Source organism: Mesorhizobium sp. Primo-A (assembly GCF_003997175.1).
Taxonomy (GTDB): domain Bacteria; phylum Pseudomonadota; class Alphaproteobacteria; order Rhizobiales; family Rhizobiaceae; genus Mesorhizobium; species Mesorhizobium ciceri.
In genome coordinates this window covers 242,213-258,133 of record NZ_RZTG01000004.1, presented here as the reverse complement: position 1 = coordinate 258,133, position 15,921 = coordinate 242,213, and the positions used below count along the sequence as shown (strand labels likewise).

Genomic DNA, 15,921 nt, shown 5'->3' with positions numbered 1-15,921 from the left:
CTCATTGAACGACGTCTGCAGAACTCCCTCGAAATCCGGCGCCGCGCTGGAGGCGGTCAGAATGTCGGCGGCGTGTTGACCCAGAGGATGCGGACCGTGGTCGAACCGATATTGCGGTAGCCGTGGCCGAGTTCGGAGTTGAAATAGAACGCGTCGCCTGCCTCGAGTGCCACCACGTTCGCCTCGACCAGCAATTCGACGGAACCTTCGAGCACGTAGCCGAACTCTTGTCCCTTGTGGCTGATCAACTCGGGGCTGCCGCCGCCGGCCTCGATCACGTGGACGTTGATCTGCAGCAGATATTCCGGACCGGACGGCACCAATTGCTCGAGCACGACATGGTTGCCCGAACGCCGATGTCCCGTCTCCATGTGCGGACGCTCGTTTTGCCGCAAAACGAACACTTCCGAGGCATTGTGCTGCAGCGTGCCGAACATCGCGTTCATGTTGATGCCCAGTGCCTGCACCAGCCGGTGCAGAGCCGCCATGGACGGCGTAGCGCGGTCGTTTTCGATCTTCGAGAGATAACCCTCTGTCAGCCCGATGCGGGCGCCGAGCTCTTCCAGGCTGAGGCCAAGCACCTGTCTGGCATGGCGCAGCTTGACGCCGATCCTCGGGGTTCCGTTTCTGTCGCGCATGTCAGGTCCGCGTCTTCATCCAGTCCGCCAGCTTCGCCAGCAGGAAATCGACTTCCGCCTCGGTGTTGTAATGAGCCAGCCCGATGCGGACGACACCGTTGCGGTCCGCAAGCCCCAGCCGCTTGATTGGCTCCAAACCGTAATTGTGACCGTGCCAGAGATAGATGCCTTCCTCTGCCATCGCCCTGGCGATGTCCGCGGGATCGGTTCCGTCAACGGTGATCGACACGGTAGGCACACGGCGCGCCAGCGCCGCCACATCGGATATGCCCTGGATCAAGACGCCATCAATTCTGGACAATCCGGCAATCAGCCGTGCTGTCAGGACACGCTCATAACGGTCGGCGACTTCAATGCCGGCGACGATTCGCTCCCGCCGCGTCGCCTGCGGGTGGACGTTGCCGAAGGACTGTCCGAGCCAGGCATAGTGCTCGACGGCGCCAAGCACCCCGGCAAGCGCCTCGCGGCTTGTCGTTCCCGTCTCGAATTTTCCAGGTGGCGTATTGGAAGCCGCGCGCACCTTATAGGCGGTCAGCGCCTGCAGCAGATCGAAACGGCCCCACAACACCCCGTGATGCGGTCCAAAAAATTTGTAGGCCGAGCAAACCAGGAAATCACAGCCGATCTCCTGGACGTCGATCACCCCATGCGGCGCGAACTGCACCGCGTCGATATAGCTCAGCGCCCCGATCGCGCGGGCGCGCTGCGCGATCCGCTTCACGTCGTTGATCGTGCCGGTAACGTTGCTGGCATAGCCGACAGCGACCAGCTTGACGTCCTCGTCGATAGTCGCCTCCAGCGTCGACAGGTCGAGTTCGAAGGTTTTTGGATCGAGGTCGATCCAGCGTACTTCAAGCCCCCGATCCTCCGCCAGCATCAGCCAGGGTGCGACGTTGGCGTCATGATCCATGCGCGTCAGCACGATGGCGTCGCCGGCGTTCAGATCGCGGCCGATGGCGCGCGAGACGGCGAAAGTCAGAGTTGTCATGTTCTGGCCGAACACCACCTCACGCCGGTCGGCGGCATTGAAGAAATCGGCCATCGCCTGATGCGCGTCGTCGACCATCGCCTGGGCCGCGAGTGAGGTTTCGAAATAGCCACCAAGATTGGCGTTGGTTTCGATCATGACACGCGTCATACGCTCGATCGAACGGCTCGCCATCTGGGTTCCCGCGGGATTGTCGAAGAAAATCCGCTTCTTCGGCTCGGCACCTCTCGCCATCGCCGGAAAAGCATCGCGGACTGTATCTATATCCATGTCTGAATTCCGTGTCTGATGATCGTTGTGCGGCGGCCCCTCGACCGCCGCCAGCAGCGGCTTCACGCGTTCAGCCGGCCGCTTCATGGATGGCGACAGCGCGAGCCGGGAAGCCAGATCCGGCCTTTGGCTTTGGCCAGCTTGCCATTATCAACGCGCCGGCTTCGGGCACCTTGTCGAGATTGGCCAAGAGCTCGATCTGCCAGCAGTCGCGCGACAGCACATAGTATTCCAGGCTTGCGTCACCTGCGGAAGTGGCACGGCCGGGATCAGTGTCCATGCCCTCGTGCCCGATCGCAGCAACACCGCGGCGTTCCAAAAGCTCCTCCAGCACCGGCTTCGACCAACCAGGCGCATGGGAGATACCGTCGGCCGACTTGTTCCGAAACGCCACGGGGTCCGGCCAGCGCGGCCACCAGCCGGTGCGAAGTGCGACAAAACACTTTTCCGGGATACGGCCGTTCCGCGCCTCCCAGGCCGAAATATCGTCGAGCGTCGGCGTCGCGTCGGGATCGGCGGCGACCCTGTCGCTGATGTCGAGGATGACCAGCGGCAGAAGCATCTCCGCCACCGGCAGTTGGTCGATCGAGCGGCCGCCGTCGATGAAGTGCACCGGCGGATCGACATGGGTGCCCCACTGTCCGACGAAGGCGTAGTGGTGGACCTGGAAGGCATCGCCCTTCGAAAAATCGAGCAACGCACTGCGCTCCTCGTCCGGGAAGGCCGGGAAATGCGGCTGACCCGGATGAAACGCATGCGTCAGGTCGGTGAAGGTCGCGGCGGAGAGCCGCGACCTGTAGATGTCCCAAAGGGAGCCCGGAGTGGACAAGATCACGGCTCCGCGACGAAGGTCGGTGCCGCTTCACTTGCCAGGACAAGCTTGCCGTCCTTGACACCAATGACCGAGACCGACTTGTCCGGCACCGAAATGCCCGGGCGGTAGGTGATCGTGCCGGTCACGCCGTCGAGCCCGGACGTAGCGGCCAGCGCGTCACGGATCTTGGCCGGATCCGGCGCACCGGCACGCTTGATCGCGTCGGCCATCAGCTTGACCGAGTCGTAGCCGAGCGCAGCGAACGCGTTCTCCGGGGCATTGCCGACCGACTTGGTGTAGGCGTCGATAAAGGCCTGCACCTTCGGGGTGGCGCCCTCACCGATATAGGCGTGGGTGGTGAAGTAGGTGTCCTTGGCCGCGTCGCCGCCGACCTGGATCAGCAAGGGCGTGTCGTAGCCGTCGCCGCCGACCACCGGCAGGTTGATGCCGGCCTGGCGCATCTGCTTCAAGATCAGGCCGATTTCCTCGGCATTCGACGAGGCATAGACGAAGTCTGGCTGCGGCGACAGCGCCTTCAGTTTGGCGATCTGCGCGGTAAAGGTCTTGTCGCCGATCTTGTAGGTGTCGCGCTCCAAAATCTTGCCCCCGCCATGCTCGTAGGCGGTGACGAAGTAGTCCGACAGCAGCGTTGTGTATTCAGTGCCGATGTCGGTCAGCAGGTAGGCGGTTTTGCCGTTCAGCTTGTTCAGCGCAAATTCCGCGCCAACCGCAGCCTGAACGTTGTCGCCGAAGGCGGCGAGGAAGATCTCGTTGCCGAGCTGGCTAGGCAATTTCGGCGAGGTCGCGCCTGGCGTTATGAACGGTATCTGCGCCGTCTGGACCTGCGGTCCGATGGCCAGCACCGAGTCGGAATCGGCGAAGCCGATGATGCCGACGACCTTGTCGCTGTCGATCAACTGGCTGGCGACGGTCGAGATCGTCGTCGAATCGCTCTTGGAATCGTAGATCACCAGTTCTATCTGCTGGCCGAGCACGCCGCCGGCGGCGTTGATTTCGCTCGCTGCCAGCTTGGCGCCATTCAGCATCGGACCGTCGAGCGAGGCCTGGATGCCGGTCAGGTTTGCCGGATAGCCGATCTTGATGGTGTCGGCAGCAAGTGCCGTGCTGGCCGAGGCAAGCGCGAAGAATGCGCCCAGTCCCAGGCCGATGGTACCGCGTCGAGTGAGTTTGATCATCGTTTTCGTTCCTCTGTCTGGTTCACCGTTGCCGATCTTTGGGTTGATCCGAACATAAGTTCCCGGTCCCCCATGATCCCCTTCGGCCGGAAGATCATGACTAGAATGAAGATGAAGCCGAGCACGATCTGGCTGGCGCCAAACAGGGCCGGCACCGCGAAATCGCCGATCGTGAAGCCGCGTTCGACCGAGCGCAGGATCTCCGACAACAGCGAAACGCAGATGACGCCGACCACCGCGCCGGTCAGGGAGCCCATGCCGCCCAGCACCAGCATTGTGATCAGACTCATCGTCAGCGCGAAGTAGAAAGTGTTCGGCGAAAACGAGCCGAGATAATGCGCATAGAGCGACCCGCCGACGCCTGAGAAGAACGCGCCGATGACGAAGGCGATCAGTCTGGTCCGCAGCACGCCGATTCCGACAGCGCTGGCCGCGATCGTGTCGTCGCGCACCGCCTTCATGGCGCGCCCGAAAGGCGAATAAACCAGGCGCGCCAGAACGAACACCGTGATGGCGAGCCAACCCATCACCCAGGGCAACGTCGTCTCCAGCGGCACGCCGGTAAACGTGCGGGCACCTCGGGTGAAATCCGACGCATTGATCAGCACCACGTTGACGATAATCAAGAATCCCATCGTCGCCACCGAAACGAAATAGCCCGACAGGCGCATCAAGGGATAACCGACGACCACCGCAAGCAATGCCGTCAGAAGACCTGCCACCAGCGTCGCCGGCAGGAAGGGGAGGCTGAAAGCATGCAGAAACCCCGGCAGATGCGGCAGCAATGCCATCTTCTGCTGCACCGGGATCGACAGGATTCCCGAAATATACGCGCCGGCGCCGATGAAGCCGACATGGCCGAGCGAAAACACGCCCGTAAAACCGTTGCTCAGCGACAGCGCCAGCACCAGGATTGCATTCAGCGCGATCAGCAGGATAATCCGGACGAAATAGTCGCTCAGCACGTGCGGCGCACCGAATGCGACAGCTGCCCCCGCCACCACGGCGACGAGGACGAGGAGTGTGATCCGCGCTTCCCGGCTCACAGCTTTATCTCCCGGTTTGGCTGGAGCAGCCCGCCCGGGCGCACCAGGAGAAAGGCGATCAGCACGGCGAAGACGATTGCGTCGCGATAGGACGAGACGCTGCTCGGCAGGAATGCGACGATGAATATCTCCAGCGCGCCCAATATGTAGCCGCCGACCAGGGCGCCCGCGATCGACCCGAAGCCGCCGATGATTGCCGCCACGAAAGCCTTCAGGAGCGGCGTGAAGCCCATCTGCGGCTGCACCACGCCGGCCTGTGCCGCCCACAAAATGCCGGCGAGGCCGGCATAGGCGGATGCGACGATGAAGGCGACGATGATCAGCCGGTTGACGTTCAGACCGACAAGGTGTGCCGCCGACATGTCCTCGGCTGCGGCGCGCATGCCGAGCCCAGTCGTGGTGCGCGTGATAAACCAGCCGAGGAGCAGCAGCGACACGAAGGTCAGCGCGATGGTCAGGAGATTGATGCTGGTGAAGGTGATGGCGCCGTTCGACATTTCCCAGGAGGTGTTGAGAATATCGGGGAGTGGAAAATTGCGCGGCGAGGAGGTGAACACCAGGATGCCGACATTCTCGATGATGTAGGTGACGGCGAGGCTGGTCAGCAGTCGCGCAACGTCGGGCGCGTCGCGGATCGGGCGGTAGGCGATGCGTTCGATGAGGAAGCCGGCGGCGGCGGCTGCGGCGATGCCGCAGATCACGGCGACCGGGAACGGAACGCCGATGCCGACCAGCAAGGCAACCCCGAAGGCACCTACCATCATGACGTCGCCATGCGCGAAATTGGTGAGCTTGAGGACGCCGAAGACGATCGACAGACCGACCGCCACCAGTGCGTAGAGGCTGCCGAGGCTCACCGCATTGACGATCTGCTGCAGGATATAGTCCAGCTGGGTCATGTTGCCGCCCCGAGATATGCCTGCGCCACGCGTTCGCTGTCGCGCAGTTCCGCGGACCGGCCAGACAGCGCCACCTGGCCCGTGCGCAGCACATAGGCACGGTCGGCGAGGTCCAGCGCGAGCGTGATGTTCTGTTCCACCAGCAGCATCGTCATGCCCTGGCGCTTCAGTTCGGCAAGCGCGCTGAAGATATGGCGGACCAGCAGCGGCGCAACGCCGAGCGAAGGCTCGTCGAGCAGCAGCAGGCGCGGCGCCGCCATCAGCGCGCGCGCCAAAGCAAGCTGCTGCTGTTCGCCGCCCGACAGCGTGCCGGCCAGTTGCTTCAGCCGCTGCTTGAGAATCGGGAACAGCATGAACATGCGCTCGCTGTCTCTGAGGATGGCATCCTTGTCGGTGCGGGTGCAGGCGCCGAGCCGCAGATTGTCAGCCACCGTCAGGCCGCCGAACAGGCGCCTGCCCTCCGGGCTCTGCGCGATGCCCAGACTTACGATGCGCGACGGAGCGACACCTCCAATCGGCTTGCCATCGAAGATGATCCTGCCGCCGCGCGGCCGCGACAGGCCGGAAATGGTGCGCAAGGTCGTGCTCTTGCCGGCGCCGTTGGCGCCCACCAACGCCACCACCTCGCCGGCATGGACGTCGAGCGAAATGCCCTTCAGCGCACGCACCGCGCCGAAATTGACCTCGAGGTTCTCGACACTGAGCAGAACGGGGCTAGGCGTGGCCAAGATACGCCTCCCGCACTTTCGGGTGTTCGCGTACCTGCTCCGGTGTTCCGACGCAGATCACCTCGCCAGTCGCCAGCACCTGGATGCGTTCGCACAGCGCCATGATCAGGTCCATGTCGTGCTCGACAACGACCACCGTTACGCCATAGCGGTCACGGATCGTCCGGATCAGCGCTGCCAACACCTTGGTCTCGTTGGAATCAAGACCGGCAGCGGGCTCATCGAGCAACAGCAGTTGCGGGCCGGTCGCCAACGCACGCGCAATCTCCAGCCGCCGCTGATCGCCGTAGGGAAGATCCGCGGCGACCCTGCCGGCCTGATCTGTCAGGCCCATGAGGTCGAGGAGTTCGTCGGCCTTCTGCCGGGTCGCGGCCACCCGCTCGCGATAACGCCGACCGCGCAGCACGGTATCGGCGGCGCCGACAGGATGGCGCAACTGCGCCGCCGTCAGCACGTTCTGCGCGACGCTGAGGCTGCCGAACAGGCGAGAGCCCTGGAAGGTGCGGGCGATGCCCATCGCGACGATCTGCGATGTGCGCAGGCCGACGATCGACCGGCCCTCCATCTCGATGCTACCGGAATTCGGCTGGGAGAAGCCGGTGATCAGGTTGAAAAGCGTGCTCTTGCCCGAGCCATTCGGCCCGATTACCCCAATGATTTCACGTTCGTGGAGCTCGATGGAATGATCACGCAGGGCAACCAGCCCTCGAAAGGCTTTTGTCAGCCCGACCGTCCTCAACAGCACTCGACTCGACTGTCTATCCACCCGCCGGTTTGCCCCTGTCCCTCGCCGCCCCGTTCGGCCCGGTCAAGCTTCAAATGGACAATTCGAACGGCAAGATGTCAAGTCCTATTCCCAAGAGGAAAGCTGTATGCCTGCCTCGGCTCGACCGTTGCCGCGACAGCACCGGCATCGATGCAGGGCCTGCAGTCCAGCGCGCCAGCGCTCGCTTCTCGAGCCTGCGCGCATAGTGCGTGGGCGCAAGGCACGAGACGAAGACGATCGGCGCCACCGGCCCGTAGACCTTGGGCGTCCTCGGACCGCGCTTGTGCTAGCTTGTTGTCTGTTCGGCGACAGCTTCTTCGAGGCCGGCTGCGGCCTGGGCGGCGAGAGCGCGCGCCGCCGCCTGTGAATCGTAGAATTCCTCGAGCGCATGAACCCTGCCCCACCGCAGCGTGAACACGTGGAGACCACGGTTGACGTAGGACGTATCGCCGTTGAGCAGGGTAGCGGTGCCATCCCACTGGGCAAACACGGTGGTATGCCACGGCCAGCCCTTCACCCACACGTGGTTGACCGTGAGATGGAGAGTGGGCAGAACACGGCCGAGGCGCTCGAACCACCGGCGCAGGGCCTGCTTGTCGTGGCGCTCGCCACCAAGCGCGTGTGCGCCACCAACCCGGTGATGGACATGCGGCGCGATGGCCTTCACCGCCGCATCCCAGCGATGGTTGTTGACGTCGTCGAAGCTCTGCCGGATCGATTTCTCGACAAAATAGCTGTAAAGCATGTGACCTCTCTCCAAACTTATCGGTGGCGCGCCGTTCCGACGCGAGACCCCGGCCAGCATCGCTCGGCCGCGGTCTGCGCGTCAGGTCAGGGCATTGTCGCGTCGGCTCGCAGGGATGTGTCCGTCTCGGTCGAGACCGTCACTTCCTCACCGGACCTTGAGAACGCGTAGAGCGAGCCCGGGTGGCCAGGTATGGAAAACGCCACGGAGTCACTGTTGGCGAGGCCCATGACAACCCGCAGCGGATCACCCCCGGTCTTCGGTGCGAAAGTGGCGGTGACCTCAAGCAGGTCGCCGTCCGGAACGTAGTAGACCACCATGTCCAGGTGTGCCTGGTGCAGGCTACCGCCTTCGATCGGGCGCCCGATGGTGGCTTCCTCGGCAAGAGCCGGGGTTGCAAGAAACAGCGCCGCCAGCAGCGAGGCGCCCAAGGTTTTGCGGATCATCTCATTTGTCCTTTTTTAGATTGCGTTCACCCTCTATATAGGGTATAGATTACGAATGCAATCTAAAAAAGGAGATGACGATGCGTGTAAGTCGCACTCAGGCCGCGGAAAACCGTGAGACCGTGATCAATGTGGCAAGCCGGCTTTTTCGGGAGCGCGGGTTCGACGGCATCGGCCTCAAGGATCTGATGAAAGGGGCCGGGCTGACCCAGGGCGCCTTTTACAAGCAATTCGAGTCGAAGGACGATCTGGCGGCGCTGGCGTCCAGGCGGGCGATGGAAAGCGCCACCCACAAATGGTCGGCCGCGACCGCGGCAAATCCCGGGAACCCGCTCGACGGGGTGATCTCATTCTACCTCAGCATGGATCATCGCGGAGAAAAGATGGACGGCTGCCCGGTCGTTGCGCTCGGCTCGGATGCCGCCAGGCAAGGTGCCGAGGTGAAGGCGTCATTCGAAGCCGGCATCAAGGCGTACCTCGAGATGCTCGGCGGTTGGGTTGGCGAGGGCGACATCGAAAAGACCGGCAACAAGGCAATGGCCGTTCTCTCGACGATGGTCGGCGCGGTCGTGCTGTCGCGGGTCGTCAACGACCCCGACCTTGCGCAGGCTTTTCTGGATGCGGCGGCCGATCAGGTTCGCGAAGCAGTCGCTACTTGAACGGCGCGAGCAGCGCCGCCAGCACAGCAAGGATAGGAGAGCAGATGGAACGGATTGTCGTCACGGGCATGGGTGCGGTCACGCCCCTTGCCGCCAATGTCGAAGCGTCCTGGTCACGCCTGCTTGCCGGCCGGTCTGGCGTTCGCAGGCTTCCTGACGATGTGGTGGGAGAGCTGCCGGCTAAGATTGGCGGCGTGGTTCCCTCCCTGGGCGAAGACCCCGAGGCTGGTTTCGATGCCGATGCCGTCCTGTCCGCGAAGGATCAGCGCAAGGTAGACCGGTTCATTCTCTTCGCGCTGGCGGCGGCGGAAGAGGCGCTTGCGCAGGCGCAATGGAAGCCTGCCTTGGAGACGGATCGCCTGCGCACGGCCACGATCATCGCTTCAGGTGTCGGCGGGTTCCCGGCCATCACCGAGGCGGTGCGCACGGTGGACCTGCGTGGCGCCCGCCGCCTGTCTCCCTTTACGGTGCCGTCCTTCCTGGTGAACCTCGCGGCGGGCCACATCTCGATCCGTCATGGCTTCAAAGGTCCACTCGGCGCACCGGTGACGGCGTGCGCGGCAGGCATCCAGGCGATCGGCGACGCCGCCCGCCTGATCCGCGCCAACGAAGCCGACATCGCCGTGTGCGGCGGAACGGAAGCGTGCATCAACACCGTCAGTCTCGGCGGTTTCGCCGCCGCTCGTTCTCTTTCAACCGGCTTCAATTGGGCGCCGGCCCAAGCCTCGCGCCCTTTCGACACATCGCGCGACGGCTTCGTCATGGGCGAAGGGGCCGGCGTGCTGGTCATCGAGGCGTTGAGCCACGCGTTGGCGCGCGGCGCAAAACCGATTGCTGAGCTCGTCGGCTACGGCACGACGGCGAATGCCCATCACGTCACCTCCGGGCCAGAGGACGGCGACGGCGCGCGCCGGGCCATGCAGATCGCGATTGCCCAGGCAGGGATTTCGCCACGCGACGTTCGTCATCTCAATGCGCATGCGACCTCCACGTCAGTCGGCGACCTGGGTGAGATCGAAGCGATCAAGAGCGTGTTCGGGCGCGATTTCGCGATAGCTGTCAGTGCCACGAAATCGGCGACCGGACACCTGCTCGGAGCGGCCGGCGGGCTTGGTGCGATCTTCGCAATCCTGGCGCTCAGGGATCAGGTCGCCCCGCCAACCCTCAACCTGGGCGAGGCCGATCCGGCCGGCGACGGAATCGACTTCGTCGCCAACGCACCCCGGCCCATGGAGATGGAGTACGCGATCTCCAATGGCTTCGGCTTTGGCGGCGTGAATGCCAGCGCCCTGTTCAGACGCTGGAACTAGCGGTGGCCAGACGCAGTCATGACCGACGCCCTTTGCCCCGGCCTATCTCAATGCTTTTCCCAATCCGATCCAACGCAAAGAAGGATATGATTTCCATGAACAAGACCAGTCCCGGCGTCGCCCTTGTCACAGGGGCATCTTCCGGCATCGGGCGCGCTACCGCCGACGCCTTGCTCGGCGCTGGCTTTCGCGTCTTCGGAACCAGCCGTCGCACGGCCTCACAGCAATCCGCCGGCGTGACCATGCTGACCTGCGACGTGACCGACGACGCGTCCGTCGCGACAATGGTCGATGACGTTCTGGCCGCGGCCGGACGCATCGACGTGCTTGTCAACAATGCCGGCATGGGGCTGTTTGGCGGCGCGGAGGAGTCCTCGACCGCCCAGGCCAAGGCGCTGTTCGACGTGAACGTCTTCGGCGTCTTGCGCGTGACCAACGCGGTGCTGCCGGCAATGCGGCGCCAAGGGAAGGGCAGAATCGTAAATTTGAGCTCGGTACAGGGGTTCATCCCCGCTCCCTATTTCGCGCTTTACTCGTCGACCAAACACGCCATCGAAGGGTATTCCGAGTCGCTCGATCACGAATTGCGCCCCTTCGGCATTCGCGTTTCGCTGGTGGAGCCCGCCTATACCCGCACATCATTCGAGGACAATCTTGCCGCCCCCGACCGGTCGCTCGAAATCTACGACTCCGCGCGCGCCGGGATGACTATGTCAGTGCGGAAATCGATGGAAAAAGGCGATGCGCCCGAAGTGGTCGCCAAGACCATTTTGGCAGCAGCGACCGATCCCGCGCCGAAGAAACGCTATGCGGCGGGAAAAATGGCGCGCCAGGTCAGTTTCCTGCGCCGTTTCGTCCCCGCATCCGAATTCGACAAGAGCCTGCGCAAGCAGCTTGGGTTGCCGGTCTGAAATCGGGCGCTGCCTTGGCGCGTCAGCGAGCAGCCGCCTGTTTCTCGAGCCTGCGGGCGTATTGCGTCAGCGGAAAGCACATGACGAAGAAGATCAGCGCCACCAGCCCGTATACCTTGAACGGTTCGAAGGTCGCATTGTTGATGGCGTTGGAGGTCCGCACCAGCTCCTCGAAGCCGATGATCGAGGTGAGCGCCGTCGATTTGATCAGCTGCACCAGGAAGCCGACGGTGGGTGCGCGGGTGATCGAAAACGCCTGCGGCAGGATGATCAGCCTGAGTTCCTGCAGATAGTGCAGGCCGAGGCTGGCACCGGCGTCCCATTGACCGAGGGGTAGCGCCGCGACGCCGGAGCGCCAGATTTCGGCGAGATAGGCGCTGGCGAAGAAGGTGAGGCCGAGCGCCGCCGCCGTCCAGGGTTCGATGCGCAGACCAAGCATCGGCAGGCCGAAGAACATCAGGAACAGCTGCATCAAGAGCGGCGTCCCCTGGAACAGGGCGATGTAGCCGGAGGCGACACGCCGGCTCCATTTGTTCTCAGCGATCCTGAAGAACAGCACGATCATGCCGACGATGCCGCCGCCGATAAAGGCGGCCAGCGATAGCAGCACCGTCCAGCGGGCGGCGAGCAGTAGGTTGCGCACGATGTCCCAGAAGGTGAACTCGATCATGACACACCGGCTCCGAGCGCGCGGCGCCCGCCTGACACCAGCAGCCGGCGCAAGGCCATCGACAGAGCGAGATAGACCAGCGTCACGACGAAATAGGTCTCGAAGGAGCGGAAGGTGCGTGCCTGCAGCATGTCGGCCTCGTAGGTCAGCTCACGCACGGCGATCTGCGACACGACGGCGGACTCCAGCATCATGATGACGATCTGGCTGGTGAGCGCGGGGTAGATGATCTTGAGCGCCTGCGGCAGCACGATCTTGACGAACACCTGGCGTGGCCGCAGCCCAAGGGCCAGCGCTGCTTCCGTCTGCCCGCCGGGCACGGCGTCAAGCCCGGCGCCGACGATCTCGATGGTGTAGGCCGCCATGTTGAGCGTCATCGCCAGCATGGCGGCCAGGAGCGGGTCGAGCCGGACGCCCAGGCTGGGCAGCCCAAAGAAGATGAAGAACAACTGCACCAGGAACGGCGTGTTGCGCATCACCTCGACATAGCAGGCGATTGCCCGCTTGAGCAGCACCGGGCCGTTTCGCCGCCCCGCGGCACCCAGGATGCTGAGCAGCGTTCCGGCCAGCGTGGTCACGGCGATCAGCAGGATCGTCGTGGCCGCGCCATGCGCGATGTCGCCCAGGGCACCCGGGAGCCAGCCAAAGGCCACGGAAACTCAATCCTTGAGATTGTCGGGATTGAGCGGCGTCTTCAGCCAGGCTTTCGAGCTTTCGTCCAGCTTGCCGTCGGCCAGCATCTTGGCGACCGCATCGTTCACGGCCTTCTTCAGGCCGTCTTCGTTCTTGTTGAGGCCGATATGCGAGGGCGAGGTCAGAAGCTGGAACTTCTGCTCCGGCTTCAGTGCGTCCTGCTTGGCCAGCACCTGCGCGCCGACATCGTTGCCGACGACCATCAGCTGCGTCTGGCCGGAGATGAAGGCCTGGATCACCGAATTGTAGTTGTCGAAGCGCTTGATGTCGGCCGATGCCGGTGCTGCCTCGGTGAGCGAGGTGTCTTCCAGCGTGCCGCGATTGACGGCGATCGACTTGTCGGCGAGGTCTTCCTTGCCTTTGACGGCAAGCGCTGCCGGACCGATCACGGCGATGTAGTAGGGCGCGTAGGCAGCGGCGAAGTCGATGACCTGCTCGCGTTCCTTCGAATAGCCGACGCTCATCAGCAGGTCGACGCGATGATCGTTCAGATACGGGATGCGGTTCTGGCCGGTGACGGCGATGGGATTGAGCTTCACCTTGAGCGTATCGGCGATGTATTGCGCGACATCCATGTCATAGCCCTTGAGGCTCATGTCGGCGCTGGCCGAGGAGAAGGGCGGAAAGTCGGCGAAGACGCCGACATTGATGGTGCCGGCCTTGGTGATGTCCGCCAGCGCATCGGCGCTAGCGGCCTGAACTGCGAGGCCGAAACCGGCCGTGCCGAGCATCAGCACGGCGGCGATGGAGGCAAATGTCTTACGGATTGTCATTGTCATTCCCCTGTCTGGAAGCTTTGTTTGTTCGGGTCGGCCGCCGGCTCCAGCGCGGCGGCTGCCTTTGCTTTTCTAGACGTCAGGCGCCCTTGCCTGTTATCGCCGGGCTGAACACCATCAGGCTCAGTATCTCGAACAGCACCTGTGCGGCGGCATGCGCCGTGTTGGTGGTCGAGTCGTATTGCGGCGCCACCTCGACGACGTCGCCGCCGACGATGTTAAGACCTTTGAGGCCGCGCAGCAGTTCGAGCACTTCGCGCGTCGTCAGACCGCCGACTTCCGGCGTGCCGGTGCCCGGCGCGAAGGCCGGATCGACGCTGTCGATGTCGAAGGAGACATAGGTCGGGCCGTCGCCGACGATCTTGCGCGCCTTCTCGATGATCGCCGGAATGCCGAGGCCGGTCACCTCCTCGGCATGCACCACGGTCATGCCGGACTCGTAGGTGAACTCCCACAGATATTCGGCCGAGCCGCGGATGCCGATCTGGATCGTGCGCGTCGGGTCGAGCACGCCGTCAAGCACCGCGTTGCGGAACGGGCCGCCATGGTGGAACTTGGTCATGTCGAACAGGCCACTGGTGTCGCAGTGGGCGTCGATATGGATCAACCCCACCGGGGCCTTCTTGCCGACGGCCTTCAGAATTGGATGGCTGATCGAATGGTCGCCGCCGATCGACAGCGGAATGACCCCGGCATCGACGATCTGGTTGGTGCGGCGCTCGATATCCTCATGGCTGGTCTCAAGCCGGTAGCGGCTGCGGAACGGCGTGTCACCAATGTCGGCGACCCTGAGCTCATGCGTCGGCGCGCATTCCAGCACGTGATTGTAGGGCCCGATGCGCTCGATGGCGCGCAACGCCCTTGGCCCGAAGCGCGAGCCCGGGCGGTTGGTGACGCCGAGATCCATCGGCACGCCGATCATCGCCACCTGCAAATCGCCGAAATCCGGATTGTCGGCCGATATTTCGCGGTAGGGCGCGGCAAGAAAGGTCGGGATGCCTGAATAGGGCGCCAGCCGCGTGCCGCTCTTGGAGAAGATCTTGTCGGCGACCTTGCGGAATTTCGGGTCGAACATCTCGCCGCCATGGCTTTCACCATATTTGCGACGCAACGCATCGAGCTTGCCGCGATCGTATCCCATGTCCGCTCCTCCTGGGCTGATGCAGTGCCGGCGCGGGTGACGCCTGCGAACCGACCGTCATCCGGCCGGGCCGCTGTCCCGCTGGCTGCCTGCAGATTTCATGTCTTGATGCTGTTCTAAACTCAAGTGTCTGGCAGTGGCATTGAAAAATCAATTGATATTGTTAGGGTGTTTTCTGTGAGAAAATCTCACAACAAAGTGGTACCATGACCAAGCGCCTGCCACCGCTCAATCCGCTGCGCGCCTTCGAGGCAACGGCTCGCCATGGTTCACTGACCAAGGCGGCGACTGAGCTGAACGTCACTCATGGCGCCGTCAGCCACCAGATCAAGGCGCTCGAGCAGTCGCTCGGTGTCAAGCTGTTCGAGCGGGTCGGCCAGCGGGTCAAGCTGACACCGCATGGCGCGGAGCTTCTGCCGGCGGTGTCGACCGCGTTCGACGGCATCGCCGCCGCCACCCAGCGCATGACAAGGCCGGCGAGCAGCGGCACACTTTCGGTCTCCTGCGTGCCGGCGCTACTGTTGCTGTGGATGACACCGCGGCTCGGCAGTTTCATGGCGCAATATCCCGACATAAGGCTGACGCTTATTCCTTCCAACGATCCCAAGGATTTGCGGGCGCCCAATATCGATGTCTGCGTGCATTATGGCGACGGCAGCTGGACCGATTGCTGGATGCGCAAATGGTCGGGCCTCGAACTGTTTCCCGTGGTCAGCCCGACCTTGATCAACAACCGGCCGATCCGCAGCGTCAGGGATCTCGCCGATCATGTCTTCCTGCATGGCGATGACGGCCGCGAGTGGCACACCTGGCTGGCTGCCGCCGATGCGCTGGACCTGGAGCGGGGCCGCCGCCATCACCTCGGCGATGCCCGTATGGCGACCGAGGCGGCGGTGCACGGCCACGGCGTGGCGCTGGGCGACTCGGTGACGGCAAGCGCGCTGCTGGCCAGGGGCATGCTGGTCGCGCCGTTCAGCCTGTCGGTGCCGGCGGTCGACGATTTCTATGTCGTCTGCCGCAACGAGATGCGGACGACGCCGATCGTGCAGGTGTTCGTCGACTGGCTGTTTGCCGAGAAAGCGGGGGACGATGGGCGCGCCGACGCCCCTGTGGCCGGCCGCATCGTCAGCCGCCGCAAGCGTCCGGCGCTCAGGGTGATGGGCGGCAAATCCGCAAGCTGATGCCGGGCTGCGCGCCGCCGCATGCAGGCAGCTCTTTTTGTCGG

Annotated in this window: 18 protein-coding genes; 4 read left to right on the top strand and 14 right to left on the bottom strand. The window is 63.6% G+C overall.

Features of this window, described 5'->3' with window-relative positions; translation table 11 throughout:
• Positions 1-56: 56 nt before the first annotated feature.
• The 10 genes from EOC83_RS09425 to EOC83_RS09380 form a co-directional block, all read right to left on the bottom strand.
• The gene (locus tag EOC83_RS09425; RefSeq protein ID WP_013528422.1) at positions 57-638 is read right to left on the bottom strand and encodes a cupin domain-containing protein; all 582 of its coding nucleotides are present in this window, start codon (positions 636-638) and stop codon (positions 57-59) included.
• A 1-nt stretch (position 639) separates the two neighbouring features.
• Entirely contained in the window at positions 640-1,896 is a 1,257-nt protein-coding gene (locus tag EOC83_RS09420) for a cysteine desulfurase-like protein (RefSeq protein WP_063170430.1), read from the bottom strand.
• A gap of 70 nt (positions 1,897-1,966) precedes the next feature.
• Positions 1,967-2,731, bottom strand: coding sequence for a cyclase family protein (locus tag EOC83_RS09415; protein WP_244514254.1), 765 nt, complete (start codon positions 2,729-2,731; stop codon positions 1,967-1,969).
• Positions 2,728-3,906 (bottom strand): ABC transporter substrate-binding protein, encoded by a 1,179-nt coding sequence (locus tag EOC83_RS09410; RefSeq protein ID WP_013528425.1) that lies wholly within the window; start codon positions 3,904-3,906, stop codon positions 2,728-2,730. Before EOC83_RS09410 ends, EOC83_RS09415 begins: the two co-directional genes overlap by 4 nt.
• Entirely contained in the window at positions 3,903-4,952 is a 1,050-nt protein-coding gene (locus tag EOC83_RS09405) for a branched-chain amino acid ABC transporter permease (protein ID WP_082826621.1), read from the bottom strand. Before EOC83_RS09405 ends, EOC83_RS09410 begins: the two co-directional genes overlap by 4 nt.
• The gene (locus EOC83_RS09400) at positions 4,949-5,851 is read right to left on the bottom strand and encodes a branched-chain amino acid ABC transporter permease (protein ID WP_024502052.1); all 903 of its coding nucleotides are present in this window, start codon (positions 5,849-5,851) and stop codon (positions 4,949-4,951) included. The genes EOC83_RS09405 and EOC83_RS09400 overlap by 4 nt, the downstream gene beginning before the upstream one ends.
• Positions 5,848-6,579 carry an ABC transporter ATP-binding protein gene (locus tag EOC83_RS09395; RefSeq protein WP_013528428.1) on the bottom strand — a complete coding sequence of 244 codons (732 nt, stop codon included), beginning with the start codon at positions 6,577-6,579 and terminating at the stop codon, positions 5,848-5,850. The genes EOC83_RS09400 and EOC83_RS09395 overlap by 4 nt, the downstream gene beginning before the upstream one ends.
• On the bottom strand, positions 6,566-7,345 hold the full coding sequence (locus tag EOC83_RS09390; RefSeq protein ID WP_024502054.1) for an ABC transporter ATP-binding protein: 780 nt from the start codon (positions 7,343-7,345) through the stop codon (positions 6,566-6,568). Before EOC83_RS09390 ends, EOC83_RS09395 begins: the two co-directional genes overlap by 14 nt.
• A gap of 286 nt (positions 7,346-7,631) precedes the next feature.
• A complete protein-coding gene (locus tag EOC83_RS09385; protein ID WP_063169747.1) occupies positions 7,632-8,090 on the bottom strand; it encodes a nuclear transport factor 2 family protein in 459 nt (152 codons plus the stop codon).
• Positions 8,091-8,176: 86 nt separating this feature from the next.
• On the bottom strand, positions 8,177-8,536 hold the full coding sequence (locus EOC83_RS09380) for a hypothetical protein (protein ID WP_063169746.1): 360 nt from the start codon (positions 8,534-8,536) through the stop codon (positions 8,177-8,179).
• Positions 8,537-8,616: 80 nt separating this feature from the next.
• On the opposite strand from EOC83_RS09380, the gene EOC83_RS09375 reads away from it, so the two are divergent.
• The 3 genes from EOC83_RS09375 to EOC83_RS09365 all read left to right on the top strand — a co-directional run bounded on the left by EOC83_RS09375 (position 8,617) and on the right by EOC83_RS09365 (position 11,416).
• Positions 8,617-9,195, top strand: a complete 579-nt coding sequence (locus EOC83_RS09375) for a TetR/AcrR family transcriptional regulator (RefSeq protein ID WP_063169745.1) — start codon at positions 8,617-8,619, stop codon at positions 9,193-9,195.
• 44 nt (positions 9,196-9,239) lie between these two features.
• On the top strand, positions 9,240-10,505 hold the full coding sequence (gene fabF / locus EOC83_RS09370) for a beta-ketoacyl-ACP synthase II (RefSeq protein ID WP_082826620.1): 1,266 nt from the start codon (positions 9,240-9,242) through the stop codon (positions 10,503-10,505).
• Between the two features lie 95 nt (positions 10,506-10,600).
• Positions 10,601-11,416, top strand: a complete 816-nt coding sequence (locus EOC83_RS09365) for an oxidoreductase (protein ID WP_063170427.1) — start codon at positions 10,601-10,603, stop codon at positions 11,414-11,416.
• A 22-nt stretch (positions 11,417-11,438) separates the two neighbouring features.
• On the opposite strand, the gene EOC83_RS09360 is transcribed toward EOC83_RS09365, so the two are convergent.
• The 4 genes from EOC83_RS09360 to speB form a co-directional block, all read right to left on the bottom strand.
• On the bottom strand, positions 11,439-12,086 hold the full coding sequence (locus EOC83_RS09360) for an amino acid ABC transporter permease (protein ID WP_024502056.1): 648 nt from the start codon (positions 12,084-12,086) through the stop codon (positions 11,439-11,441).
• A complete protein-coding gene (locus tag EOC83_RS09355) occupies positions 12,083-12,739 on the bottom strand; it encodes an amino acid ABC transporter permease (protein ID WP_024502057.1) in 657 nt (218 codons plus the stop codon). The genes EOC83_RS09360 and EOC83_RS09355 overlap by 4 nt, the downstream gene beginning before the upstream one ends.
• Before the next feature lie 6 nt (positions 12,740-12,745).
• The gene (locus EOC83_RS09350) at positions 12,746-13,552 is read right to left on the bottom strand and encodes a transporter substrate-binding domain-containing protein (RefSeq protein WP_013528437.1); all 807 of its coding nucleotides are present in this window, start codon (positions 13,550-13,552) and stop codon (positions 12,746-12,748) included.
• Between the two features lie 82 nt (positions 13,553-13,634).
• Positions 13,635-14,696, bottom strand: coding sequence for an agmatinase (speB, locus tag EOC83_RS09345; protein WP_013528438.1), 1,062 nt, complete (start codon positions 14,694-14,696; stop codon positions 13,635-13,637).
• Between the two features lie 206 nt (positions 14,697-14,902).
• Here speB and gcvA point away from each other — a divergent pair, with 206 nt between their 5' ends.
• Entirely contained in the window at positions 14,903-15,877 is a 975-nt protein-coding gene (gcvA, locus tag EOC83_RS09340) for a transcriptional regulator GcvA (protein ID WP_024502059.1), read from the top strand.
• Positions 15,878-15,921 lie beyond the last annotated feature (44 nt).